This window comes from Mucilaginibacter frigoritolerans (assembly GCF_007830615.1).
GTDB lineage: Bacteria > Bacteroidota > Bacteroidia > Sphingobacteriales > Sphingobacteriaceae > Mucilaginibacter > Mucilaginibacter frigoritolerans.
Window position 1 is genome coordinate 21253 of sequence record NZ_VLLI01000004.1, and the last position, 26347, is coordinate 47599.

A 26347-nucleotide genomic window follows, 5' to 3' on the forward strand; every position below is an offset into this window, starting at 1 on the left:
CCATAATTTATAAACCGCTATTATATTGTTACATATTTTGGGGAGCTTTTGCGCCTGTAAATCATAAAACTAAGGTGTTTCACCCTATACATGTAAGCACTACCAATGTTGAATACAATAAACAGGATGGTAAGCTGGAAGTAATCTGCACTATTTTTACAGACGATTTTGAAGCTGCTTTGGCTAAGCAATACCATGCAAAAACTGATTTAAGCAAAGCCGAAATGCACGCAGCGATGGATGCTTTGGTGAAAAGCTATCTGGAGCAAAATTTACATATCAAAACTGGCGACAATGCTTCAAAGCTAAACTACCTGGGCTTCGAGATTAACCGGGAAGCCACAGATATTTACCTGGAATCGGAAAAAACAGCATCGCCTAAAAAGGTGGCTGTAGAGGTGAGCCTGCTGCATAACCTTTTTGATGATCAGATTAATATTGTACATATTACAGTAAACGGGGTACGCAAAAGCGAAAAACTGGATTATCCAGATAAAAAAATAGAACAGGTGTTTTAAAGATATCTTGGTTTAATGTAAAAGTTTTTTGACCATCCGGCTTTTATACAAATAATAGAGCATAGCAATCACAGTTAGATAAATAACAAATACGGGCATACTTGCTTCAATGCCAAAACCCTCGCTGTTAAGCAGAAAACTATGTGTGATTAATTTAAACGCCCAGATAGAACCATTGGCATCTTTCTGTGTTGATGAAATAGAGATGATTTTACCAATGAAAAAAATATCCCATATAAAATGGGTTATTGCGGCATACCATATCACTTTGGTATAAAAATAGATCCAGGAGAACATAGCGCCAGCTATAATACCACCCAAAACTACTATGCAAATACTAAAAGGATCAAATGAGGATAGCATAGTAATGTGTACTAACCCAAATATCAGCGAGGTTATAAAAATGGTTAACGCAGTTGAGTATTTGCTTTTAATGATCATAAATAAATGGCCGCGGAATAATATTTCTTCAGTTAATCCTGCCGCCAGCGAAACAGAAATCCATTTTATAAAAATAAATAACTTATTGCTGCCACTTAATGAAACTGTGTGATTAAACGGAGTAATAAAATGAAACAGGTAATAAAATAGCAATACAGCTATTGGCAGCAAAAAACTAATACCTGTCCATTTTAAAATATTAATCAGCCTTAGCCTGCCGTAAATAACAGTAGGATTGTAAGCTTTTATTACTTTTCCTGCAAAAAAATGTAGCGAAATGATGGTTAACGGAACTTTCAGAAAAAGCTCCCTTACCACCGTTTTAAGTACACCAAAATGGATCCACGAAGTAAGTATATTGCAAACAACGGCCACCGATACGAAAATAAGGATGCATAATATTGTAAACAGGATAATTTTACCTGTTGACAATGGCTTAAATGTTAATTGTATGTTCATGATTTTTAGTTACTTTAATTAGTAGTGCTTAATACATAGTATAGCTATGTGTATTATCAAAAAAAAGCTATTTACGTTTAAGTAAACGAAATAGCAGAGTATTTAAAAAATAAAAGATGACGATTAATATGGCTACAACCGGAATAAACCAATTGCCTAATAATTCGGCCGCGTTGTTTGGCAAATCACTAATAAAGCCAAAAGCAAAGAGATGGCCATTACCAATAAACAAGCCTGTATGATTCGGATAGATTAGTTTAGCAATGATTAAAATGCCAAACGCTGTTATTGATAAATAAAGAATAGCAACTAATACAAAGCCTATCCCATTTGATATATTAAGATACAAAGCCTGTATAATATGGCGCGGATTAAAAGTGCGGGTTGCCTGTTTAACTTTTTTATCGGCTACCAAAGGCTGTAATACTTCTTCAGGAGCCCCAAAGTTTTGCAACGCGTTTACCAGTACTTCTACTTCTGTTTGAGGCGTAGTATTTTGAGTAGCTTCATAAATATGGCTGTTTACTTCCATCATTATTTCTAGCTGATCATTTAACGGAAGCGTACGTGTGCAACGGGTTACACGGTTAAAGTAATCATCATAAATTTTTTGAGCGGTAGGCGTAGTGAAATTTAGTTTTTTCATTTTTGAAGTTTATTGATAGCTGTTTCTAAGGTTGACCATATCTTTTTCATTTCCTGCAAGGTTTCCCTTCCTTCAGTAGTTAATGTATAGTATTTACGGGGTATGCCCGATTCCTGCTCTATCCACTTTGATTCAACGATACCGTCGGTTTTTAGCCTGTTGAGTAAGGGGTATAAGGTACCTTCGGCAACTTCCAGTGTGGTATGAATTTTTATTTCCTGCACCAATTCATAACCGTAATATTCCTTTTCATCCAAAATAATGAGGATGATGTAGGATAGCGTTCCCTTTTTTACCTGGGAGAACCAGTTTTGCACAAATTCAATATTCATATAACAAATATAATACATAGTTATGCAATGTACAATACATTGCTATGCTTTTTTTATAAAAAAATCGACGCTAATCATTAACTTAGGTTGGATAAGGGAAACGCTATTTTGATTTTAAAACACTAATTGAATAACTAAGCTTATGGATGGTATACAGTTAAATGTGTTTTATAAAGTACTGTTTGTGTTTTTTACAGTTGCTTTTATGTTGATCTTCTGCGGCCAGAAACCTATTTCTGAGCAGAAAAGGCAAGCCACGAGTATTACTGAAAAAGATTCGGGAAAAACCTTGCGCTTATTAACGGGGCAGCAATTTACATTAACACTTCCTGATAGAATTGATGGAGGTTACCGTTTTAATAAGATACAATTTGATACTACAATTTTAAAAGTGGACAAACATGTTGAGCATTTACCTGCTGCCGGTGAAGCTTTGGGGAAGCCGGGACAAGCCATATGGTGGTTTATCGGTCTTAAAAAAGGTAAGACGATAGTCAAAATTACCATAAGCCGTCCATGGAAAAAAGCGGATTCTATTACTGTTTTCTCTGATACGGTTATGGTTAGATGATTTAGAAAGGCCCAAAATCAAAAAAAAACAAAAAAATATCTTTTTTTTCGATCATCTATTATTTTACCTGAAAACATTATTTTGGAATGATTTAGGGGTAAAATAATCCTGATTTTGTACTTAATACCTTTGTTTTTAGAAAAAACACAAGTAAATATTGAAAAGTAGATATTGTTTTGTAACGGAAAAATTGCAAAATAGTTTTTTTTGTAAAAAAAGTATATTGTTTAATAGTTAATTTATTAAATATTATAAATCTGACAGTATTTTTCTGATAAGTAATCAATTTTGTTTTCTTAAATGTTCACAATCAGTTGTTTGTTTTAAATAATTCATTTTAAAATTGAAATTTTCATATTTTTTAATTTCGAGTAAATTGCTTATTATTATAAAATATTATCGATAATCAATAATTTATGTCAATTTAATTAACTATTAATCATTAAATGTGAAAAAATGAAAACTCACCTAAAACTTACCTCAGTTTTGACTGCAGTTACTGCAATGTTCATGCTTTACGGATGCTCTAAAAACCAGATTAAACCTGCTGAGCAAACCCCAACCACTACTGCCGTTGTTGGCCATCATGTGTATGGTTTGTTACCAACCGCGCCAGAGGATTATAATAGTGTACCTAAATACTCTATTGACGCGTTTAAATCAAAGTTTAATGCTTATGCAACAACACCGGCACCAGCGGTATTATCATTGGCCACACCCGCTGTGCGTGATCAGGGTCAAATCGGATCATGTACTGGTTTTTGCGGATCAGAAGCTTATGAAATTCTGTACAATTACAAATATGGGGCGTTTCCACCAATTGTAAGTCCGGCTTTTCTTTATTACGAAGAACGGGTTAACATATTGGGAGAAAAAATAACTGTTGATGATGGCGCTACTATGCTTAATATTGACCAGGCTTTAATTAAATATGGTATTACTTCAGAAGCCCTGATGCCGTATCCAAGCAGCGATGTATCAACAGCCTATAAAACACCTCCAACCGCGGCTGCAATTTCATATGCCCTTAATTACAAAATAAGCGGTTATACCCTAATTAATACGGGTGATACAGCAGCTGTTAAAAATTGCATCAGAAATAACATCCCTGTTATGATGGGGCTGAATGTTTATGATAATTCAAGCTATACTTACTTTGAGGGCCTGAATACTACAAGTTACACCTACAATCCATTAACCAGTACCGGTGCATTGGTTAAGGGCTTAACCCTTCTTGGTGGCCATGCAACCCCAATTGTTGGCTATGATGATACCAAAAAAGCATTCCTGGTTCAAAACTCATGGAGTGCTTCATGGGGGCTTAACGGGTTTTATTATATGCCTTATACAGTATTCAGCAGTACTAAGATTGTACCGCAAGGGGGCGTTTATTACGCAACTTTATAAAAAGCTCAATTCCTTAAAAGCCGGGGTAGCATGCCTATGCCCGGCTTTTTATGACCATTTTTTAAGTTTTAGGGCCGATTTAGGAATGTCTTTTCATTATATTCCCGTGGGGAATGTTTCAATTGGGGAAATAAATTAAATTTTAAATAAATTTGACCTGATTAAATACTTGATCATTAAAACTATTATTAACGTTATTGTTATATTGCTGTAACAAAAACATAATCAATACAATGAAAAAACTGGTTTCAATTTTTTCTTTATTGGTGTTATGGGGCGCTTTATGTTACGGACAAATTGAAAATATAAGGAAACTGCAAAAACAGCTACCTTTTATTAACGACAGCCTACGTTATGTTGATGCGTTGAACAGGTTGGCAATGCTATCCTATGAGAATAATGTTGACTCTACTTTTTTTTATACAGAAAAGGCCCGCAATATAGCCAGCAGGCTGCGGTATGCAAAAGGTTTGGCCGATGCTGCCAATAATCTTGGCATAGTTTACGATATGAAGGGCAATTTGCAATTGGCCCTCAGGTATTACAATAATGCCTACAACCGCTACCAAAATATTCATGATACGGCAAATATGGTAGAGGCCGTTATGAATATTGCTATGGTTTATCAGGAGCTCGGCAGAAATCAGAAAGCAATAAATGAATACAAAAAAGCTATTGCCACGGGTTCAAATCTGAGCCGAGATTCCATCCTATCCATATTGTACTATAATTATCTGATACAATATCGCGGTAGCATACCAGCAGATTCTATTCCATTTTACCTTAACAAAGCCAAAGGAATTGCCACAAAATATAAAGACCGCAGGGTATTACTGGCCATTGAACAGTTAACTGCCGATACCTATATTAAAGATAATCAACATGACAAAGGTATAACCTTGTTAAAACAAGCTGCTTCGGACGCGATAAAAAGCAAGCTATACTATATGAGCCTTGATATTTTGATTGAGCTGGGCGATTTGTATGCTCCAACCGACTCTGCTACTGCGGTAAGTTATTATAAAGAAGGTCTTAATATTACTGAGCAAAAAGAATACAGGGTTTATAACGAATTAATATCGAAAAAGCTATACAATTTTTATGCATCAAAAAACGATATCAAACAGGCGTTTTATTATAGCCGGAAATTGATTGAATTACATGAAGAGCAGGAAAAAGTAGATAATGCTTCGGGTGTTGATTTTATAGAATACGCCTTGAAAGATCAACAACTGGAATCAGCACGTGTACAATCTAAGTATGAGTTATGGTTTTTATTTCTGGCAGTACTAGTATGTATGCTTACCATCATTATTCTGCTGGTTTTATGGCGTAGCTGGAAACAATTGCGCAAAACTTCGGGTGCTTTAAGGCTACAGTTTGACCAATCTGAAGATACCATGGAGGCGCTTGAGGTGATGAATAAAAACTATGCAAGGCTAATTAAAGTGGTAGCACACGATCTTAGAAACCCAATCAGCGCCATTAATAGCATCAGTGATATGCTAGAGCCGGATGAAAAATTGCCTGCCGATATGAAAGAGCTGATGGGCCTGATACGGATAAGCAGTAAAAATAGCATTGACCTTATTAATGATTTATTGCAAACTGATTTTGATCAGGAGCAGCATTTTAAAATGGAAGTGCTTAATATAGATGAGTTGCTTGGCGAATGCCTGAGCCTGCTCAACTTTAGAGCTAAAGATAAAAATCAGCAGTTGATATTGAATGCTAAGGCAGGGGTAAATATTATTGGAGACCGTGAGAAGCTTTGGCGGGTAATTAATAACCTGGTAGTTAATGCAATGAAGTTTAGTCCGGAAGAAGGTGAAATTTATGTTGAGAGCACATTATCAGGAAATAATGTAATAATAGCTGTAAAAGACACGGGAATGGGCATACCTGCAGATATTCAAAGTAAAGTATTTGATCCGTTTACAACCGCCAAACGCAATGGCACTAATGGCGAGCAGCCATTTGGCCTGGGTTTGTTTATAAGCAAACAGATTGTTGATGCACATAAAGGTAAAATCTGGCTGGAGAGCGAAACTGAAAAGGGCTCAGTTTTTTATGTAGAATTACCAGCGTTAGAAAAGTAGTCAACGAGCTTAATGCCTTAATTGTTTTTGAATACTTAAACGTAATTCATGAGGTTGAAATGGTTTTAGTATACAATCGCTAAAGCCACTCGCTAGCAAATCTGCAAGCATTTGTTCATCCACAAGCGAGGCTGTTACTGCAATAACCGGAATATGAGGATATGTTTTTTTCATTTCATAAATGGCTATATATCCATTCATCACCGGCATTTCCAAATCCATTAATATAATGTGGTAGTTATGGTCGTTTGTAAGGCTATTGAGTGCTTCCTGTCCATTATTAGTGCAGGTAACAAATGCTTTAAAGTCGGTTAATACTTTTTTAGCAATCATCATGTTAATCTTGTTATCCTCTACCAATAATATTCTGATACCCGACAGGTCATCTTCTGAAAATACAGGTGTCTCAGTAATGTCTTGCAGGTCAAGAGTATAATCAAATGTGAGGTCAAAACTAAATGTACTTCCTTTGCCTTTTTCGCTATCCAAAGTAAGCGTTCCGCCCATTAATTTTAACAGGCGGGTACTAATGCTGAGTCCTAATCCGGTGCCGGTAAGTTGCTTCGCATTTTCATCATACACCTGCCAAAAGCCTTCATATATTTTTTCTTTATCAGCCTTATCAAGCCCTATACCTGTATCCTGAATACTGAATTTTACATTAATAGTTTTGCTGTCTTTTTTATGGCATTTAACTTTCAATTTGATGGAGCCCTGGTTAGTAAGCTTAAGGGCGTTAATAAAAAGATTATTTAAAACCTGCCCCAGCAATGTGCCATCAGCAAAAATTAAAACATCTGCCTGAGGGTCAATTTCAAGTTTTAATTCAACCTTCTTCGCTTTGGCCAAAGCAATAAATGGAGTGCTTATATTGATAAGTAATTGACGGAGATTAATTTTTTCTGAGTGAATATCGAGTTTACCTGCTTCAATTTTGTTAAAATCAAGAATGTCGTTTATCAGTAGTAGCATGTCATCAGAGCAGGATCTGATGATTTCAATATACTCTTCCTTTTTAACCACATCAGGTTCATTTTTGAGCAAACTAACTACGCCGATAATACCATTTAGAGGAGTACGTAACTCATGCCCCATAGTAGCCAAAAACTGTGTTTTTGTATTGATAACCTTGTTGCTTTGTTCCACCAATTCATCAATATATTTCTTCTCGAACAAAGTGTACAACGTGGCAAAAACAATAGTTGAGCAAATAGCAGCTACCCGGTTCATCAGTGCCAGTTTCCCTATTTGGGCAGATGTGAAATCTTCCAATGGTTTTACATATTTACCAATGCAGATACAAATAATAAAAGATGCAATGATGATGGAAAGGAAAATGAGCGATTTGCTGAACGGCGTTTTTTTAAGATCGATAAGCAATGGCACCGAGATAAGTAAGGGGAAAAAATATAAATATTGATCAGATTGCAAACCCTCTAAACAAGCCGAAAAGACCAATAGAGCACACACCATTGAAATAATAGCAATGGTTAAATCCTTAATATCGCCATTATATTTTAACAGCATAAACATCAGGATAGAAAAGCAAAAGCAGGCAACCAGGAATGATGACACATACATTTTTATGCCGGCATCATAAAAAGACAAAATAATACCGGTAAGCAATATGGCTACACCGAGCTGATAAGTGCGTTTGGGTACCTCTTTTATGTCGAAAAGCGGATCGAGGTGCTTATGGCCGTGTTTAACCTGCTGATGATATTTATCTGTGATTTTTCCCACCTTGAGGTTCTGCTTTTTTAATTTTTTTAACGGCTAAGTATAAATTAGCATAAGGGCAACAAATATAAAGATAACTTACATATAGTATATTTAATAATATCATCAGCTATTAAGTAATATACTATTATAATATATGAAATATTTAAGAGTGAAGCAAGAAAAGAAGATATGTGTAAACAGGGCTACTGCGCCACGTGAGCAGGGTGGCGTACCTGGCGCAGTTTGTTTTTTTTAAAAAATTCGGCAAGTTTAGAGATTGCTGTCCCGAAATAAGTTCGGGACAGGCGTTCCTCACAAAGACGATAAAAGAGCCTTCTTAAATACAGCCCTGCTTATCAACATCCAAATACTGTTAAAACACGGGTTGTGTGAGTGGAAATATTAACCCAATATTTGCTAGGTATACTAAACCTTATCACAATATCAAACCTCTTTTATAAATTATTATTTTTCAATAGTATTAGTAATTGTTATGGTTGAATAGGTTTTGCTTTCAGAAGTATCGCCGTTAACAGAAAGATCAGAAATTGTTTCTGTTTTAAATGTTCCGTTTAAAATCAGCATGGATTTGGCATCAATTTGTAACGCACCTTCAAAAGTTTTTTGCCTTTTCTTTAAACCAAGCATTAAACCATCCGGTGCGCCCTGGGCATTGAGCTGGTTGTTCTGTTTTTTATATAGCTCTGTACTTTTTATCGATATTGAAAAACTATTTCCATTAATGTTTGCAACAATAAATTCGGTTTGTATGGTGCGGTCATTTAGCTCAACAACTTCGTTCCAATGGGCATCTTTTTCAATTTTTATGGATGCAGGAGGGTTTAATATCAGGCCGTTCCAGTAAAAGGAGCTTTCGTAAACCGGCAAATCATTATTCCAAACTTTATCCGTTTTATTGATAGCCGTTGCTTCGCCTGTTGCAGGTACCGTATGTGTCGATTTTTTATCCAGCACATCTACATAACTTTTTACCCAGTTTTGGGTGCCATCGGTTGATTCGAATGTGTTGTCAGAATCATACTTCTCCAAACCTACCGGGCCATCTACGGCAAGCTGAATCCTTTTTAGTTTTTTTGAAACGGTAAAACCATTGTCGGATGTCTTTTCAACAACAGTTTCCCAAGTTGCTTTTACGTTTTTTACAGGCCCTGAACTTGCTTTCGGTTGACCAGCATCAGCGGGTCTGTCGCCTACTGCTATGGGGCTGCTGGCGTGGCTTGTGCTTTCTATTACAGAGGTGATTTTATTGCCTCCAAGTGTATTTAAATTGGGGTTAAAAACCTGATTCTGTGCAAAGGAGAGCAAACTCCACATCAATAATACAACAAAGGTTAAGGCAGTTTTCATTTTGTTTTAAATGTTTTATTGTTAAACGGTTTCATTTGTAATTACTTATATGCGCTTATTTTTTCCATTTTTCGGGGTAAAAGGTAAATCCCACGTTAAAATATCGCTGCAAATAATTGTATGATGATGTTGTCTTTTGTGTGATCCCCACATTGATCAGCTTAATTTCATCAACATTGAATAAATTGCTTACGCCAGCATTAATTTGCCATTGCTTTTCTTTACCCAGGTATTCATATAAATAAAAATTGGTAACCGGCTTAATAGTGCTTCCCATGGCATTGGTGTACAGGTAAATCCATTTGGTTGAAAATTTATAATAAAGGCCATCTGTAAGCTTACTATCGTCCTTTAATTCAAAATTGAAACGACTGGACGAGCCGGCATAAGTTGTAGCAGAAGATGTTTTGTTAATAATGGCCTGAACACTTAAATTAAGGCTATGCTCGCGACTGATGTTTACTTTTAAACCAACCTGCGGACTTATTGCCATTAATTCAAGCGGCGTAACAATTTGTTCGTTGAGTTGATATTGTTTGGACCATAAATAGAACAGGAAGAAATATGGATTGAACAACTTGCCTGGATTAAACCTGAAATAAGAAAGGGTACCGGTTACCTGTTGAGCATTTTTATATTGAGTGGATGTTTGTAAGGGGAATTCACCTCCGGTAAAAAGGTAATTGTCTATTACCGGTTGATTAGTTACTGCATAATTGAGCAATAAGCCTACAGAACCAATTCCGCGTATAAAAAGATCGGTATTAAGTTCGTATTTGTTGCTCAGATATGGACTAAGCATTGGGTTGCCCCTGTAAACCTGCTGCACCGAACTACTATCCGTAACGGGTAATAAATTATTGGTTGGCGGCGTATTTTCCTCCTTTATATACCTGAACGATATTTTTGATTTATTAAAAATGTAACCTAAATAAATACCGGGTAAAAAGGATACCCGGTTAAAACTGTTATAAACGGTATCGGCCGAACGAGCCAGCCAATTAGTATTTAACGCTCCTACACCTGTTATAATGCTCAGGTTGCCCGATTTGTAAAATAAGAAAGCCTGAACCGTGGTTTGATTATTTTGAATACGGAAATCATTAACGCTTAAAGGGGCGCTAAAAATATCTACACCGTTATCAGTTACGTTTTGGCCGGTGCGGTTGATGGTACTGCTGCTTAGCAACGTGCTTAATCTGAAATCAACCAGTAACCTGTGGCTAAGCGATGTGCTGTGTTGTGCAGCGGCAAAGTAATTGTAATTGGTGCCGGTTTGAAATATTTGGTTATTATTTGAAAGCAAATCATCACTCAAATCCTGATTGGAGTAACGGTTATTGTAGTTAGTATTATTAATTAACAAGCCTGCGGAAAGGGTTGTTTTTTCGGCAGCTTTAGGGTAACGGTGTTCCCATTCGCCCTTCAAAAAAACTAAATTATTTTTGTTGGTGATTTTTTGGGTATTGTCGATAACGGCATTATTAACAAGAGTGTCAGTGTGGTTATATAACGAGTTAGCAGATTGATCCGAAGGATTTGCATGGTTATTAACCTCTTGTAATACCAGTTTAGCACTGATGCTGTTTTTGTCATCAAGTGTCCATTTAAGAGCACTTTGACCAATAAAGTTGTAATTACTGTTTTGGGTTAATGTGTTTTTAGTATCCTGGCTTATAAGCTCGCCCAGACTGCTCAACGTGTTTGAATATTCATTAATATTACTTTTATCATAACTGGTAAGCAAGTAAGAGTTCCAGTCAACTTTTTTATATTTTTTACTGAAGTTTAAACCACCGGATACAGTTTGATGAATGCCCTTTGTAAAAAACGGAAACCTGTCGCCAATTTGATTAAGACTGTTTAGCGGATCTTCAACCTTAGCATCATAATATAGTTTTTGTGTACCCAAAGTATTGGTATTGTCGTTATTGAAATTTACCAACTGCAGGTATTCGCCGGGTGATAATACCTGCTGATTTTGGTTGTTATAGTTAAAAAAGCCCGTTAAAAAACCGGCAGGCTTAATCTGGTTAAATTTTAAGCCTGTATTATAACGGCCAGTGGTCCCGGCCTGGCCATATGCTTCGCCATAAACACCATCTTTTTTATCTTTCTTTAATCTTAAATTCAGCTCAACCCCGTTTTCTCCTTCACCGGTTAAATTTAAAACTTCAACATCCTTCAGCATGTCTGCTCGTAGGTTTTCAAGAGTGGCTTTCGCATTTCCACCGAATAATTCAACGCCATCCACTTTTATTTTATCCACATTTTTACCAAGTACGTTTACGTTGCCTGCACTGCCTACAGAAAAGCCTGGTAATTTATCAACCAGGTCAGTAGCACTGGCATGTGGCTGGGTATGTATACTATCAACCGGTATCACCAATGTATCGCCGCGTTTATAAGGGGCACGCTGTGCATTTATGGTCACATCCTTTAATTGAAATGGGGCTTCATCAATATAAATTACTTTAGTGGTGTTGTTTTTCAAGGTATCTGAGCGCCAGTAAAAATCGGTCAGGTGGTAGCCTGCTTTGTACACTACTGCACGGTAAAGCACATTTGTTGCACCTTCAATTTTAATCAAAGTATCAGTTGTAAGATGGTTAAACGTCAATTTTAATATGGCATCTGCATAAATCTGCAAATCAACAGGTGATTTACCTGAAGATAAGTTACTGTTTTTGCTTTGTATAATCTTTAGGCTGATGGATTTTTTTTCCTGCGCAAATAATTTAACCGAAAAAAAAAGCGCAAAAAACAATAAAATCAAGTGGTGTTTCAATAAAAAAGGTTTTGATTAAAAGTACTTAATTACAACGATAAAAAACAGGATCTATGTAGGTATTGGTTAGGTTAACGACGCCAGATTTTAGAAATAATTATTACTGAGCGTAAAGAACAATTAGCAGAACACCCGAACTTGGATCATAAACCCAGTAGCCTATTATATTGCCATCGCCATCGGTAACGTATCCATAAGGCAATTGAATGGCTGCAATATTATTTAAAGTAGCAGCATATTGAACTGTGGCATGAGCAGATAATAATTCACTAACGGCATAATTATGACCTGATACTGGTGCTGACACTTTTGCGGTTAGTGCATTTGCTTTAGTAATGGCCGAAGCGGCGATTACTAAAAAAAGGATTAGGATTGCTTTTTTCATGGTTTTTATGATTTAAGTGTAATTAAAAATTAAATACTACATAGCCCCTGTATTAAGTCGTTAACTTTTAATAAATATAAGTACATGAAAGTTTAAAATCAACATTTTCAGTTAATTAAAGTGTTTTTATTTTTTTCGTAAAAAAAGTGGTTGTAGATATGCTGTTTTTAACAAAAATGTAATGCGTGGACGAGAATAATGCCGATTCTCTTCCTTATATCAATTTGTGTAAATTAAGTTTTGGCTCTGTTATATAAATATCCTGGCAATTACAGAAACGTAATTCTACTTAGTAAAATACAGTTAAAATACTGTCTAAAAGTTTATTATATAATATTAGTTTTACTAGATAACTTATCAAAGCAGTAATAATAAATATTAATTAACCTAAACTTTCATCATGAAAAAAAAACTACTCTTAGCAATATCGGCAATGATATTGGCCCATTGGTGCAACGCCCAATCAGTAACATCACCAACAGTAACATTGCATGGCTCTTATATTACAACCGGCGATGTTTCTGTAAATCCTTATTTAGAACGGGCCGCAAAACCTACAGATTCATCCATCCATTTCAGGATAAAAAAAGGAACCAAATTTTATGTTAATCAGCAAATAACTGTTGGAAATACTATTACCGGATATGTAGTGACTGTTTGGGACTTTAATGATACCGATACTGTTCACGAAAATTTTTACGCCAGTCTGCGTCAGGCTCAAAAAGGACGCACAGCAACAAATGATTCCACCTTGGCGGCAAAACTCGCCACAAAAAAGGAGGCCATTAAGTCAAACGTTGCTGATTCTGCCGCCGCGGCAAAAAAAGCCGATACGTTGAAGGTTAACCTAGCAAATGCTCAAAAAATGGTTTCAAGTGCTTCAACAAAGCTGTTAACCACGGCCTTAAAAGTAAATGCGGAAAAAACGCTGGCGCCGAAGCCTGTGGGAAATAGCCCAAAACCTGTTGCTAAACCTGAGGTTGCCAACTTTGTGGATGCACAAACTAAGCTGAAACTAGGCGATGCCGCACCGTCAATAAAGGCTAACCTTATCAGCGCTGTGCTAAAACTATCTGTTATACCTGACACTACGCTGGCAAACTCGAAAGCAGAATATGTAGCGTTTAAAAAGCAGTACGATGACCTGAAAAGCGAATTGGACGAAGCCACACGTGAAGTAGATACTAAAACAAAAACCCTATTGGGACTTCGTTCAGATTTACAGCAAACTAAGGCAGCTGCAGTAGCTGCTGCACAGACTAATACTCCGTTGGCAGATCCTAATATTTATAAACGAACAAAAGAGCAATTAGGCGAGAAAGCAGATACTCCGGCTGATCCAGCCAGCCCGTATGCTGCGTTTGCCGACTTAGAATATGTAAACTCATGGGGTAATGGCTGGTCGTTTTTTATGAGTGCACAGGATTTTTCAGCCAATTCGGTAGTGTTTTATCCTACGAGCTATACCTTTACGTGGGGGTTTCTCACCTTACCTATAAAATTGCGTTTTGATAATTCACTTAGCGGCGGTCGTTTTAACTTTGAACAGAATTTAAATTTCGGTTTAACGGCCGGTATCAAACAACAACTTCAACGTATTGATGACGTATCACTCAATTATCTTGGCGGACTGTCGGTTGTTAATGTTCCTTTAAATAATGCCTCAACAGCTCCGGCTGGTACAGCTACATCAACTGCCGCGGTTTCACTATCGGGAGGGGTAATGTTTCAGTATGCTAAGTTCCAAATGGGTGTTTTTATTGGATGGGATTTCGCGGGCGATCATGCTTATCAATTTTCTTACCAGGGCAGGCCATGGCTCGGTTTCGCTATTGGCTTGAGCTTATTTGGTGCAAGCCAAACTACGGCAACAGCACAATCACAATAAGATTGTAATTTCCTGTCTGTGATATTTGAGGTTTTGCATCCCAAATGTCACAGACAGCTTTTTTCTATATTTCAGGTTGAAAATCTTTACTTCCCTTTATCCAAGACCTCAAATTTAACCTGCAAACTATTGCCATCTCCATCAACCAGGGTTAAGGTATGATGTCCCGGCGGCGGGTTAAGTGCCACCTGATGGAAATCTTTGGTGACGCTGATATATTGATTATCCAGGTGCCAGAAAATTTTCATGCCCGGTTGACGATGTGCGGCATTGCAAATCATGCGTCCGCGTTTGCCATCGGCTTCCAGCGGTATATAAATTTTGGCATCATCTTTTGGGTAAATAAGCTCCATCGGCTGCCCCTTATCTGCATTCATGCAATCGACCCTGAAGGGAGGTAGCGTATGATACTGGTAGTTTTTACTTTTATAATAATACTCCATGGCTGGTGGCAAAATAAACCAGCTTTTATTTACAATCTGGTCTGGCGGTACACAATCACTATTTACCTGCCACTGTCCGCTTTTGTCCAGATGTACCAACTGATGATACGGGCACACCGGTGAGCGTGCGCCGCCCGCAGGTACAAGCATTTCGTCGGTATTGGTGCAGTATTCACCCGCGCGGTAGCCACTCTCATGGCAAACCTTAATTTTTACCATTTCACCGGCGGGCATATCAAACCAGTCGCGCGTAACAGGCAATTGGCGAAAGATCTCGAACATGGCCGGTGCCGCAGTATTGATGCCCGTTAGCCCGGTGCGACCTTCACCGCTGGCATTGCCCACCCAAACTCCCACCACATATTTGGGGGTTATACCAATGGCCCATCCATCCCTAAAGCCAAAGCTGGTGCCTGTTTTCCACGCAATGCGCTGGGTTGATCCAAATTGCTGCCACAGCATTTCCTCACCCGGTCTCATTACTTCTTCCATGGCTTGCATGGTATAATAAATGGAGCCAGCATCTAATAATCCTGCGGACTCTAACTGAGGCTTTTGGGTTTCAGACTTGGCATAAACTGGAGAATGGTAATCCGCCGGGTTGTACTTGCCATTGTATTTTTTATAATGATCCAGCACTCGGGCCATATCCGCATATGCGCCGGAGAGTTCCCACAAAGAATTCTCGCCACCGCCTAAAATCAGCGATAAGCCATAATAATCAGCAGGCTGCTTTAATGTTGTGATGCCTGCTTTTTTCAGCAGATCGTAAAAGCGTTCATACTTGTATTTCTGCAACATTTTTACAGCAGGCACATTTAGTGAGCGGGCCAGCGCCCGTGATGCAGGTACCGCGCCATCATATCCCAAATCGAAATTTTCCGGATGGTAACCGGCTATTTGCGTAGGGATATCGGGCATCAGGCTGTTGGGCAATATAAACCCATCATGCAGCATGGCAGTATATAACAAAGGTTTTAACGTACTGCCGGGGCTGCGTGGTGCGTTCACTATATCCACACTGCTTTGCATCAGGGTGTCTTCCGGGTGATAAATATTTCCTGCGTAGGCCAGTGCTGCGCCGCTTTCCACATCCAATACTACAGCAGCAATATTATTAATATGATTGGCAGCCAGCACAGCGTGGTGCCGTTCCAAAATGTCATTTACCTGTTGCTGCAATTCTGCTTTTATAGTGGTGGTAATGCGCGTTGGCCCCTTATATTTTCCGGCCTGACAATCTTCTTTAAACCGTTCCAGCAGATGAGGCGCCAATTGGGGTAATGGTACCGGTTTATCAGGCATTGGTTCCTGTTTGGACAGGTAGGCTGTATTTTTATCAATGATACCTTGTTGTGCCAGTTTATCCAATAATAAATTACGTTTTTTGAGGAGAATGGCCCTGTTTTTCCCCGGATGCACCAGTGAAGGTGAATTAGGCAGTACCGCCAAGGCCGCCATCTCTCCCCAGGATAGTTGCGAGGGCCCGCGGCCAAAATATCGCCATGAAGCAGCATCTAATCCAACCACATTGCTGCCAAAAGGGGCGTTGCTGGCGTACATGGCCAAAATATCCTGTTTGCTGTGGGTAAGTTCCAGGCGCATGGCCATAATCATCTCCAAAAGCTTATTGAAAAAAGTACGCTGATGATGTGTAGCAATGCGGATCACCTGCATGGTAATGGTACTGCCGCCGCTGCTCACATGCCTGGCCTTTATGTTCTGCCTTATGGCACGTCCGAAAGCCAAAAAATCAACTCCCGGGTGATGCTCAAAGCGTTTATCTTCAAAAGCGATAATGCATTGTTTGAATTTTTCGGGCACAATGGAATCATACGGAAAGCGCCATTGCCCGTCGGAAGCAATGGCGGCACCTAATAGCTGTCCCTGGTCGTCATCAATAATGTACGACGTTGGGGTTTTAAACAAATGCCGGGGCAGGCAAAACCAAAATAATATAGATGCAACTAAAGCATGTGCAATAAGCACCTTCCTTGGCCTGCTTAGCCAACCCGGTTTTTTAAAAGAAAAACGCATGCTCTCAATTACTTTTTCACTTCAACCCAACGGCCTTTTTGCAGAGCGTTGATAGTTGAATTATACATCGCCTCGCAATAGGTAGCTGGTAAATAATAGCGGCCGGTATAGGCAGCATTCAGCATTACATAATACGTAACCTGCTGTCCTTCGTCTAACCCAAAATAAGTATTCACCCTGTCGTCCCTTATGTCTTGGTAGTTTGATGCGGATGATTTAAACGCCTCGTCATTATTCAGCATCCTTGTATTCAATATCTCCCATCCCGAAGGGAAGATCTGTGTAAGTGCCATGTTATCATACCTGCCCCGGTGTCCTGGGTTGGCGATAGTTACCTGTGCTACAAAATCAGTTCCCTGTTTAAGGTTATTGATGTCTATAGGCTGGCCCTTCATGGTGATATAGTTTACTTTCATCTTTAAAATATCATCATTATTAACACTTGCCGGTTCCTGGCCCGGTGCAGGTTGTCCCTGTTGGATGAGCCTCAGGTATAAAATATTTTTACCGATATTTTTAATGGACGCTTTGCCTCCGTTAACCGGCAGATTAGCTTGCCACAAGTAAGAGGCTGAGTTAACCGGGCTATTTCCATAAATAAACTGCAGCTTATTGCCATTTTTATTTTGTCCGCAATATTCTGCAATAGCCAATAAGGCATAAGCTGTGGTTTGCGTACTGTACCAATCATCCTGCGATAAATGGGACGCCACTGTTTGCAGCATGCCGGCCGCTTTTTGATGCTGATCCAATAAGGTTAATGATTCCAGTATCATGGCCTCATCACGTAAGTCAGACCCATAGGTGCCGTATAGCTGGTAATAAGGTTTGATAGTTAATGGCAAGCCATTAATCATTTGTAGGCCTTCTTCTGGTTGCCCAGCCAGTTTATAAGCTGCCGCCAATCGCCATTTTGCCTGCGGACTTAAATATTTAAATTCCTTAAGTCTGTTCATTGCACCGAGTTCGGGTACGCGGGCCAGAGCCAGTAAATAAAGACGATAAGCCTGCACCAAATCTGATCCGTAAAAACTACGGGTATCAGGTGCCCAGTTTACCGCTTTTTGCCGTTGATAGCGTTTCCATCCATCTAAAAATCCTACTGGCAAGCTATAACCATTTGCCTGTGCCGCCAGCATAAAGTTACCTGCATAATTGGTGCACCATTCATCTACCTCGCTTTCGCCTGGCCAGTAACTTAAACCGCCAGATGGTGTCTGGAAATTGGTTAACCTGCTGATAGCTGCTTTTATGTTGCGCTCGGCGGATGCTTTTTGTTGTGGGGTTAAATCGGTAAGCTGATCCAAATACAACTGCGGGAATGCTGCTGATGTGGTTTGCTCTACACAACCGTGCGGATAATCAATCAGGTACGATAAGCGTTTAGCCAGATTAAGGGATGGTACGGATGATACTTCCAGTGTAGCCTTATTGGTGCCCGCCATACCTATCTGTGCATAGGCTTCGCTCCAAACCTCACCCGGTTTTAACTCTTTTCCGGTTATTTTGGTGATCGGCGGGTTCGGATTGCGTACATTCAATTCAACATCATAGCTGGCGGTTTCGCTGCCACTTGTTGCTGTTATTTTAACCTTGCCTATACCTACAAAATCCTTCACATCCAGATCAAAAGTAGCCAACTGATCGCCAGGGGCATTGAAGGTAAGTGTTTGCTTGTCCCTGCCCTGCAAATTGCTGAATGCGTTTGATTGAACCTGTACAGTAACCGTTTTAATACTGTTCTCCATAGCAAATACCGTAACCGGCAACTTGATTTTTTCAGTAGGACCTAAAACGCGAGGCAAAGTAGCCAGCAGCATCAAAGGTTTTTTAACGGCCACGGCTTTTTCACTAAATCCATAAGCGCCATTATGACCTGCAATAACCATTGTTCTTACAGAGCCTATGTATTGAGGCAGCGTGAAGCTATGTGTTTGTTTTTCGCCCGCATTTAAATGGAATGGTCCCAGAAATTTTACTACAGGTTTAAACCTGTTAACAGATACATTTTTATTGTTACCCAGTGATTCATCACCACCGATACTCAATATCCGTTCCAGATCGCCACCATAAGCGCCGATTACAAAATCAAACAGATCCCAGGTTTTAACGCCAAGGGCTTCGCGGGCATAAAAGGTTTGGTGCGGGTTAGGGGTTTTAAAATTAGTCAGATCGAGCAGCCCTTCATCCACAATTGCTACGGTATAGGTCATCTCTTTACCATGTGCCTCTGATACGGTGATGGATGTTTTACTTTCCGGTCTTATTTTATCAGGCATGCCGATAACCGGTTTTAAAACCGTTGCAGGATCATCCACTGTTAAAGGAATTACGCCGTACATGCGTATAGGCAAATCGTTTACAGTTTGTGAGTGATGCTGTAACATGGTTACGTTTACAAAAACGTTTGGCGCCATGCTGCCATCTACCTTAAACTGATAAATGGTTTGCCCCTGGTGCGTATCAACCCAAACCGACTTAAGCACCTTACTGCCATTCTCAAAACTGATTAAAGCACGACCATCATTTCCTGTCGGGATGGTAAGCGTTGCGGTTTCACCCACTTTGTAGCTTTTTTTGTCGGATGTAAAAGAGAGCATGGTGGCGTTGGTAGCGTTAGTTTGCTGAAGGCGTTCGGCCCAGTCAACATAAACTATTTTACCTGTGGAGTGCCCTGTTTGCTGATCCTTAATCCTGATGAGGTACCTGCCCCAGTTATCTTGTTTTACTTTCAGGTTCCATGTACCGCGACCGTTAGTCAGATCTACCGTTTGGGTACTTATCAGGTTGTTATATTGGTTTTGGGTAAAGTTGCTCAGATCATCACCTGTTTGATCCCACCACCAGCGCCATTGTATTTTGTATAGCTCAACGGTTACGCTTCGGCTACCCGGAAATGGGTTGCCATTTACATCAACATCAGCAATATCAATAGGATTATCCTGATCTACATTCAGCATACCGCTATATTCGCTGCCTTCGGGTGTTTTAATGCCTACATAACCGGTGTAAGCATTGTAAGGAAGCGCCACTTGTTGTATGCTGAAGTTGCCGCCTGGTTCAAATACTTTTACTAAAAAATTGGCTCTCAGTTGTCCGGGCGCCTGCTTCTCCACATGGATATTTGCATCAATGGCCGCTGTACCTTCAGCATTAAGCCGCCCGTCAAACACGGTTTGTGTTTGGGTATTGAATGCAAGGGTTGGGTCATCAAAAACATAATCTTTAAACCCCTTAAAGCTGGTAGGCAGTGCACTCACAAAGGCATCAACCTTTGCTTTTAAATTCTGGGCTATACCACCAAACAGCCAGGTTGATTTCAATACACCATTTGCACCGCTACCCTTGGTAAGTGAAGTTTTACCACCGAAAGAAAGGTCAATTTTCAACCTATTAGGCATAATGGTTTCTACCTTAATGGGCTTTTCAAACTGGGCGCCCCCAACTTTTACTTTGGCTGTCCAGGTGCCGGTGGGTGAACCGGTAGTAGTGGCCGTGTGGAAACTGTAGAAGCCATCAATGGCGCTGGTGCGGATAATGCGCCGGTACAATTGCCCTTGCGGATTGTACAATTCAAATTGAACTGGGTGATCTGGCGGAAGTGTCTTTAATTTATCTTCCAGAATAAATGAAACAAAAATGGAATCACCAGGGCGCCAAACGCCGCGTTCGCCATAAATAAATCCTTTAAGTCCGTTTTGAATCTGCTCGCCGCCCACATCAAATTTTGACAGGGCAAGGGCACTGCCATCATCCAGTTTTAAATAGCCTCGTTCTTCGCCTTTTTTAGCTAATAACAGGTACGGCTTGCGTTTAATAGTGAAGTTGGCAAAACCATTATCATCAGAACTCACTTTGGTGATGATCTGTTTCTGATAATCAAGCAAGGTTAGTTCAACTCCGGCCATTGGCGAGGCGTTAATAATATTGGTTGTGGCAATCAGCATATGGTTATCACTGCCATATTTCGCTATCAGGCCTATATTGGAGGCAATGATGTTGCGACTTGCCCATTTATCTTTAGTGTAAAAAGAAGTACTGCAAGGGTCATCTTTTTCATCCCATTTATATCCCTGCGGATAATAGCTGTCATAACGGCTCCAAAAGGCATCATCTTCATCTATTTTGTTGCCGTATGAATCATTATCTCCTTCATAACCTTCGCCTTCTTCATCACTCACTGTACTGCTGCTGTTATCAGAAGCCTTAACTTTAACCTTGCAGTTAAAAAGGGAATATTCTTTCCTGAACCCAATAATCACCCGGTAAATAGCCCCCGGTTCGGTATGCATCAGATGGTCCAGATCCAGCATAAAGCGCTTCTTTTTGGTTAGGTCGAGGGTTTTATCATCATCCAGCCTGATGGTAGTTTGTACCACAGGTTTGGCAACCTGCCTTAATTGCTGCTCGCCCGAAAGATCATTGTTTTGCAGAAACTGGGGTACATTGCTTTCATATATTTTAATAATGCTTACATCAACAGCCTTCAGGTTAGCTGCTTCAAACGGCAGCATTAACCTGCCCGAATCAGGCAATATTACCCCTTTGCCCGGAATAGTTACTTCGGGCAAACGGTTCTCAAAAAACAAATTAGCCAAATAGGGCGCGTTAATTTTATTATGGGAGATGTCTTTAACACCTTCATTTACAAAAGCAATGTAATCGCCCTGCAAATGATCGGGGGCATAAACCTTCACCTTGCTGCCATCAATAGTATAAGCGGCATCGTTAATATTCCGGATTCCTGTCAGGCCATTCAGCTCCTGGCCCACCATTATCGGGTTAGAAAACTGTATTTCTACATATTGATCCTGATCCTGCACGGCACGGATATCGAGCACCCTGAAAATACCAATGGCAGGGATATCAAATGCCTGGTTGCTGCTTTTCTCCATATTTAATGTTGAGCCATCCCAGGATACCAGTAATTGCGAAGAACCGGATGCCGGTCTGCTGATATTATCAATAGTAAAAGTGTGGGTGTTATTGGCATTATCGTGCTGCCAGGTGACGGTTACTTCCGACGGGTATTTTTTGGTAATTATCCTTTCAACCCTCTCTGGATCTTCAGTGTCTGAAGTTTTAATAACACCGCTTAGCTTCATTTTATCAAGTGAAGTGCTGGTTGCGGTTTGTAATCCGTTAAATTCAATGGTGAAATCGGGCTTAATGGTTTGGAACCAGAAATTAAAATGCTGCAGATCCCCAGGTACGCTGGCTACCTTGCCAAGGTCAAATTTTGCCTCATAAAATTTGTCGGCTTCCATTTCTGTTTCCGGCTTAAAGGCTATGGTTTGGGCATCAACCCAATAAGCTTTTCCCGCCACAGCAGGCGAAAAACTAAAGGAGCCATCAGGTAGTGGTTCGTTTTGCGCATGGCTGGTTTTAACTTCATTGGCCAGCTTTATGCGGATGATACCCTTCCGCGAAACAATACCCGAAGTATACGATTCAATATACTTGCTAAACGCCGGATTGACGCTGGTTTTATGCTGGCGTTTTACCAGTAAAGTAATAGCAGTTAAAAAAATAATAAACACTACAGCAGCGCTGGTAAGCTGTTTACGCGATAAATTAAGGCTTGGGAAAAGGTTCATATTGAGTGGGATGTTCACTCAAATATAATGATGTTAACCACAATGTTTAACGAATAATACGATTGTATGAAAATATATTTTTTGCCTTTATGCCGACTGATTACCAGTGATTTTTAGCATAGATAGAACATACAAAACTTAAATTTTCCAAGCGTTCATATTACAGCTCAAATTTGTTACATTAAGTTTCTGTTAACTAGCCTAATCCATGATAAGCAATCAGTAATTTTGATTTCTATTTAATTCAATATGAAATTAAAACTGATTCTTTGCATTGCTGCTGCGGGCGTTACGTTAAATTCGTTTGCTCAAACTCCGGGGAAAATTGCCGAAACCGGGCAGGTGTTATTACCTAATGGATGGAAGTTGAGCCCTGCCGGATATAAATCACTTCCGCTAGGCGATTTGCCCCTTAATATGCAGCTTTCTGCCTCAGGCAAACTGATGGCAGTAACCAATAATGGCCAAAGCACCCAATCCATACAATTAATTGACCCTAAAAGCGAAGAGCAACTGGATGAGAAAATTGTAGGTAAATCGTGGTACGGTTTAGCTTTTAGTCGTGATGAAAGCAAACTATATGCTTCCGGAGGCAATGATAATTGGATTGTGGCCTTTCACTTACAGAACAATAAAATAGGCAGGGCCGATACTATTAAATTGGGTAACCCGTGGCCCCAAAATAAAATTTGCCCTACCGGTATCGCTGTAAATAAATCAAACACCAAACTGTATACCGTTACTAAAGAAGATAGTGCGCTATATATTATTGATCCGGCTAGCTTAAAAGTAGTAAACCGGGTTAAATTAGCTGCCGAAGCCTATAGCTGCATCCTATCGCCCGATGAAAAAACGCTTTATATTTCTATATGGGGTGGCAGTGAAGTAACCTGCTATAACACCCAAACCGGCGAAATGAATAACATGAAAGCGGGTAGTCATCCTAACGAGTTATTATTAAACAAAACCGGATCAATTTTATATGTGGCCAACGCTAATGACAATTCGGTGTCGGTTATCAATACAAAAACGCATAAAACTATTGAGGTTATCTCTACAGCGTTGTATCCAACAAAGTTGACCGGATCAACCACCAATGGTTTGGCGCTTTCCCCTGATGGCAAAACACTTTACATTGCCAATGCCGATAATAATTGCCTTGCAGTATTTGACGTAAGCAAAACAGGCAGTAGCCAGAGCCGTGGGTTTATCCCAGTGGGCTGGTACCCAACCGTAGTGAAAGCCCTGGGTAGTAAAATATTGGTTGCAAATGGCAAAGGCTTTACCTCAATGGCCAATCCAAAAGGTCCACAACCAATAAAGAAAGCCGACAACAGTGGCTATCAAAAAGGAGCAGTGAACAGCAAGGAACAATATATCGGCGGTTTATTTAAAGGCACGCTGTCATTTATCAATGCACCTGAAGAAGCACAGTTGAAAGTTTATACCAAACAGGTATATGCCAATACGCCTTTTAACGATAAAGTAACCGCTTTAGCAGCTGGTGTAGAAGGTAATCCTATCCCTCGTCGTGTAGGCGATAAATCGCCTATTAAACATGTGTTTTATATTATTAAAGAAAACCGCACATACGATCAGGTTTTGGGCGATATGCCGCAGGGCAACGGCGATACTTCACTTTGTATTTTCGGTAACAAGGTTACGCCCAATCACCATGCTATAGCCAACGAGTTTGTTTTACTGGATAATTTTTATGTTGACGCCGAGGTAAGTGCCGATGGCCACAACTGGAGCACCGCCGCCTATGCGACAGATTTTATTGAAAAAACATGGCCCACCAGCTATGGCGGTCGCGGTGGTAATTACGATTCTGAAGGTACCCGCCGAGCAGGCGATCCGCGCGATGGCTACATTTGGGATTATTGTAAAAGAGCAGGTGTAAGCTACCGCACCTATGGTGAATTTGCCGACGATTATAAGCCAAATATTAAAGTTTTAGAAGGCCACTATTGTGTACAATCGCCTAGCTTCGACCTCAATATTAAAGACATTAAACGCGAGGCAATTTGGGAACACGATTTTGACTCACTGGTAAATATCAACGCCGTTCCGCAGTTAAGCACTGTGCGCATTTCAAACGATCATACCAGCGGCCAGCATCGCGGTGCTATATCGCCAATTGCTGCCGTGGGTGATAATGACCAGGCCATCGGTCTTTTCCTGGAGCACTTGTCAAAAAGTCCTATCTGGAAAGAATCAGTAGTGTTTATTTTAGAGGATGACGCCCAAAACGGCCCCGATCATATCGATGCACACCGCTCGCCCGTATTTGTTGCCGGCCCATTTGTAAAACGCAATGCTGTTATTCACGATATGTATTCTACCTCCGGAGTACTACGCACCATCGAACTTATCCTTGGCTTACCACCAATGAGCCAGTATGATGCTGCTGCTGTTCCACTATATGATTGCTTTAACAATACACCCGATCTTTCAACCTATACGGCTAAACCTGCGCAGGTTGACTTGGAGCAACGTAACGTAGCCGTAAATGAAAGCAGCAAAAAATCACAATCTTTTAACCTGGCGAAAGAAGACGCTGTACCCGATCTTTTATTGAACGAGGTAATATGGAAATATGTAAAAGGCGAAAATGCTACTTTACCGGCTCCAAAACGTAGTGCTTTTGTAATACTGGAAAAAAAGAAAAAGGATGACGATGATTAATTTCTAGTTTGATGTCTTTGGATTTTAAATAAAAACAAATTCATAATTTAGACGGTTGTTTATAACCAACCCCTTTTTCCTATGGCCGTATTAGAAAATGACTTTTTAAAGGTAGAGATCAGCACAAAAGGAGCGCAATTAAGTTCCCTTCACAACAAAGCAACCCAAACCGAACACATGTGGCAGGCCGATGCAAATATCTGGCCATGGCATGCCCCTAATCTGTTCCCGGTGGTAGGTGGTTTAATTAATGATGAACTGCTGGTTAATGGAAAGACTTATCATATGGCGCGCCACGGATTTGCAAGGCAATCGGAGTTTATTTTGTTAGAGAGCGATGATCAGCATGCAATTTTCTCGCTACCTAATTCTGAAAATACTTTACAGGTGTATCCTTATAAGTATGATTTTCAGGTAATATACACGCTTATTGATAATGCGTTGAGGTTAACCTACAAATTGATCAATCACGATAAACAAACCATCTGGTTTTCGGTAGGCGGGCACCCCGCCTTCAATGTTCCTTTTAACAAAGGCGAAAACTATGAAGATTATTATATTGAATTTGAAACAGACGAAAAATTAGAAACACACCTGTTATCAAAAGAAGGCTTTTTTAATGGCGAGGTTCATCCTGTGCCTACTCCTAAAAACAGGCTTTACCTAACCCGTAATCTGTTTGATGCCGATGCATTAGTATTTAAAAATCTGCGCTCAAGAGAGGTTTGCATTAAAAGTGATAAACATGACCAGTCTCTTTCAGTAGAATTTCCACACTTTAATTACCTGGGAATTTGGGCCAAAGGCGGTGCAGATTTCGTTTGCATTGAGCCCTGGCTGGGTTGTGCAGACACCGCCGGTAAACATGTAGACATCAGCCAAAAAGAAGATATCCAGAAACTGGCACCTGGGCATGTTTTTGAAGCCGCATTTTTTATCAGTATTTAAGTCAATAATT

The 26347-nt window shown here is 39.8% G+C and carries 16 protein-coding genes; 7 read left to right on the forward strand and 9 right to left on the reverse strand.

Annotation, left to right across the window (positions count from 1 at the left end):
• Positions 1-74 precede the first annotated feature (74 nt).
• A complete protein-coding gene (locus JN11_RS07785; protein WP_144911387.1) occupies positions 75-518 on the forward strand; it encodes a DUF6702 family protein in 444 nt (147 codons plus the stop codon).
• Between the two features lie 12 nt (positions 519-530).
• On the opposite strand, the gene JN11_RS07790 is transcribed toward JN11_RS07785, so the two are convergent.
• The 3 genes from JN11_RS07790 to JN11_RS07800 all read right to left on the reverse strand — a co-directional run bounded on the left by JN11_RS07790 (position 531) and on the right by JN11_RS07800 (position 2396).
• Complete coding sequence (locus JN11_RS07790; protein WP_144911389.1) at positions 531-1418, reverse strand: CPBP family intramembrane glutamic endopeptidase; 888 nt, start codon at positions 1416-1418, stop codon at positions 531-533.
• A 67-nt stretch (positions 1419-1485) separates the two neighbouring features.
• Positions 1486-2064 (reverse strand): hypothetical protein, encoded by a 579-nt coding sequence (locus JN11_RS07795; protein WP_144911391.1) that lies wholly within the window; start codon positions 2062-2064, stop codon positions 1486-1488.
• Entirely contained in the window at positions 2061-2396 is a 336-nt protein-coding gene (locus JN11_RS07800) for a PadR family transcriptional regulator (RefSeq protein WP_144911393.1), read from the reverse strand. Before JN11_RS07800 ends, JN11_RS07795 begins: the two co-directional genes overlap by 4 nt.
• Before the next feature lie 142 nt (positions 2397-2538).
• Here JN11_RS07800 and JN11_RS07805 point away from each other — a divergent pair, with 142 nt between their 5' ends.
• The 3 genes from JN11_RS07805 (at position 2539) to JN11_RS07815 (ending at position 6473) form a co-directional block, all read left to right on the forward strand.
• Entirely contained in the window at positions 2539-2967 is a 429-nt protein-coding gene (locus JN11_RS07805) for a protease inhibitor I42 family protein (protein WP_144911394.1), read from the forward strand.
• A gap of 456 nt (positions 2968-3423) precedes the next feature.
• The gene (locus tag JN11_RS07810) at positions 3424-4374 is read left to right on the forward strand and encodes a C1 family peptidase (protein ID WP_144911397.1); all 951 of its coding nucleotides are present in this window, start codon (positions 3424-3426) and stop codon (positions 4372-4374) included.
• 233 nt (positions 4375-4607) lie between these two features.
• Entirely contained in the window at positions 4608-6473 is a 1866-nt protein-coding gene (locus JN11_RS07815; RefSeq protein ID WP_144911398.1) for an ATP-binding protein, read from the forward strand.
• Positions 6474-6482: 9 nt separating this feature from the next.
• On the opposite strand, the gene JN11_RS07820 is transcribed toward JN11_RS07815, so the two are convergent.
• The 4 genes from JN11_RS07820 to JN11_RS07835 all read right to left on the reverse strand — a co-directional run bounded on the left by JN11_RS07820 (position 6483) and on the right by JN11_RS07835 (position 12736).
• Positions 6483-8216, reverse strand: coding sequence for an ATP-binding response regulator (locus tag JN11_RS07820; protein WP_144911400.1), 1734 nt, complete (start codon positions 8214-8216; stop codon positions 6483-6485).
• Positions 8217-8660: 444 nt separating this feature from the next.
• On the reverse strand, positions 8661-9563 hold the full coding sequence (locus JN11_RS07825; RefSeq protein ID WP_144911402.1) for a hypothetical protein: 903 nt from the start codon (positions 9561-9563) through the stop codon (positions 8661-8663).
• Positions 9564-9618: 55 nt separating this feature from the next.
• Positions 9619-12351, reverse strand: coding sequence for a porin family protein (locus tag JN11_RS07830; RefSeq protein ID WP_144911404.1), 2733 nt, complete (start codon positions 12349-12351; stop codon positions 9619-9621).
• Positions 12352-12451: 100 nt separating this feature from the next.
• The gene (locus JN11_RS07835) at positions 12452-12736 is read right to left on the reverse strand and encodes a hypothetical protein (RefSeq protein WP_144911406.1); all 285 of its coding nucleotides are present in this window, start codon (positions 12734-12736) and stop codon (positions 12452-12454) included.
• Positions 12737-13136: 400 nt separating this feature from the next.
• On the opposite strand from JN11_RS07835, the gene JN11_RS07840 reads away from it, so the two are divergent.
• Positions 13137-14624, forward strand: a complete 1488-nt coding sequence (locus JN11_RS07840) for a hypothetical protein (protein WP_144911407.1) — start codon at positions 13137-13139, stop codon at positions 14622-14624.
• 86 nt (positions 14625-14710) lie between these two features.
• Here JN11_RS07840 and pbpC read toward each other — a convergent pair whose 3' ends face one another.
• Together pbpC and JN11_RS07850 are read right to left on the reverse strand one after the other, a co-directional pair.
• Entirely contained in the window at positions 14711-17104 is a 2394-nt protein-coding gene (gene pbpC, locus JN11_RS07845; protein ID WP_144911409.1) for a penicillin-binding protein 1C, read from the reverse strand.
• An 8-nt stretch (positions 17105-17112) separates the two neighbouring features.
• Positions 17113-22701 (reverse strand): alpha-2-macroglobulin family protein, encoded by a 5589-nt coding sequence (locus JN11_RS07850; RefSeq protein ID WP_144911411.1) that lies wholly within the window; start codon positions 22699-22701, stop codon positions 17113-17115.
• Between the two features lie 249 nt (positions 22702-22950).
• On the opposite strand from JN11_RS07850, the gene JN11_RS07855 reads away from it, so the two are divergent.
• Positions 22951-25389: a bifunctional YncE family protein/alkaline phosphatase family protein gene (locus JN11_RS07855; protein WP_144911413.1), complete on the forward strand. Its 2439-nt coding sequence runs from the start codon at positions 22951-22953 to the stop codon at positions 25387-25389.
• 81 nt (positions 25390-25470) lie between these two features.
• On the forward strand, positions 25471-26337 hold the full coding sequence (locus tag JN11_RS07860) for an aldose 1-epimerase family protein (RefSeq protein ID WP_144911415.1): 867 nt from the start codon (positions 25471-25473) through the stop codon (positions 26335-26337).
• The last annotated feature ends 10 nt before the right edge of the window (positions 26338-26347 follow it).

What these genes read in the sequence shown, in the direction of transcription:
- pbpC (WP_144911409.1), bottom strand. Translation starts at nt 17,104, where the DNA reads ATGCGTTTTTCTTTTAAAAAACCGGGTTGGCTAAGCAGGCCAAGGAAG.
- JN11_RS07840 (WP_144911407.1), top strand. Translation starts at nt 13,137, where the DNA reads ATGAAAAAAAAACTACTCTTAGCAATATCGGCAATGATATTGGCCCAT.
- JN11_RS07835 (WP_144911406.1), bottom strand. Translation starts at nt 12,736, where the DNA reads ATGAAAAAAGCAATCCTAATCCTTTTTTTAGTAATCGCCGCTTCGGCC.
- JN11_RS07790 (WP_144911389.1), bottom strand. Translation starts at nt 1,418, where the DNA reads ATGAACATACAATTAACATTTAAGCCATTGTCAACAGGTAAAATTATC.
- JN11_RS07825 (WP_144911402.1), bottom strand. Translation starts at nt 9,563, where the DNA reads ATGAAAACTGCCTTAACCTTTGTTGTATTATTGATGTGGAGTTTGCTC.
- JN11_RS07810 (WP_144911397.1), top strand. Translation starts at nt 3,424, where the DNA reads ATGAAAACTCACCTAAAACTTACCTCAGTTTTGACTGCAGTTACTGCA.
- JN11_RS07800 (WP_144911393.1), bottom strand. Translation starts at nt 2,396, where the DNA reads ATGAATATTGAATTTGTGCAAAACTGGTTCTCCCAGGTAAAAAAGGGA.
- JN11_RS07795 (WP_144911391.1), bottom strand. Translation starts at nt 2,064, where the DNA reads ATGAAAAAACTAAATTTCACTACGCCTACCGCTCAAAAAATTTATGAT.
- JN11_RS07860 (WP_144911415.1), top strand. Translation starts at nt 25,471, where the DNA reads ATGGCCGTATTAGAAAATGACTTTTTAAAGGTAGAGATCAGCACAAAA.
- JN11_RS07815 (WP_144911398.1), top strand. Translation starts at nt 4,608, where the DNA reads ATGAAAAAACTGGTTTCAATTTTTTCTTTATTGGTGTTATGGGGCGCT.
- JN11_RS07855 (WP_144911413.1), top strand. Translation starts at nt 22,951, where the DNA reads ATGAAATTAAAACTGATTCTTTGCATTGCTGCTGCGGGCGTTACGTTA.
- JN11_RS07850 (WP_144911411.1), bottom strand. Translation starts at nt 22,701, where the DNA reads ATGAACCTTTTCCCAAGCCTTAATTTATCGCGTAAACAGCTTACCAGC.
- JN11_RS07805 (WP_144911394.1), top strand. Translation starts at nt 2,539, where the DNA reads ATGGATGGTATACAGTTAAATGTGTTTTATAAAGTACTGTTTGTGTTT.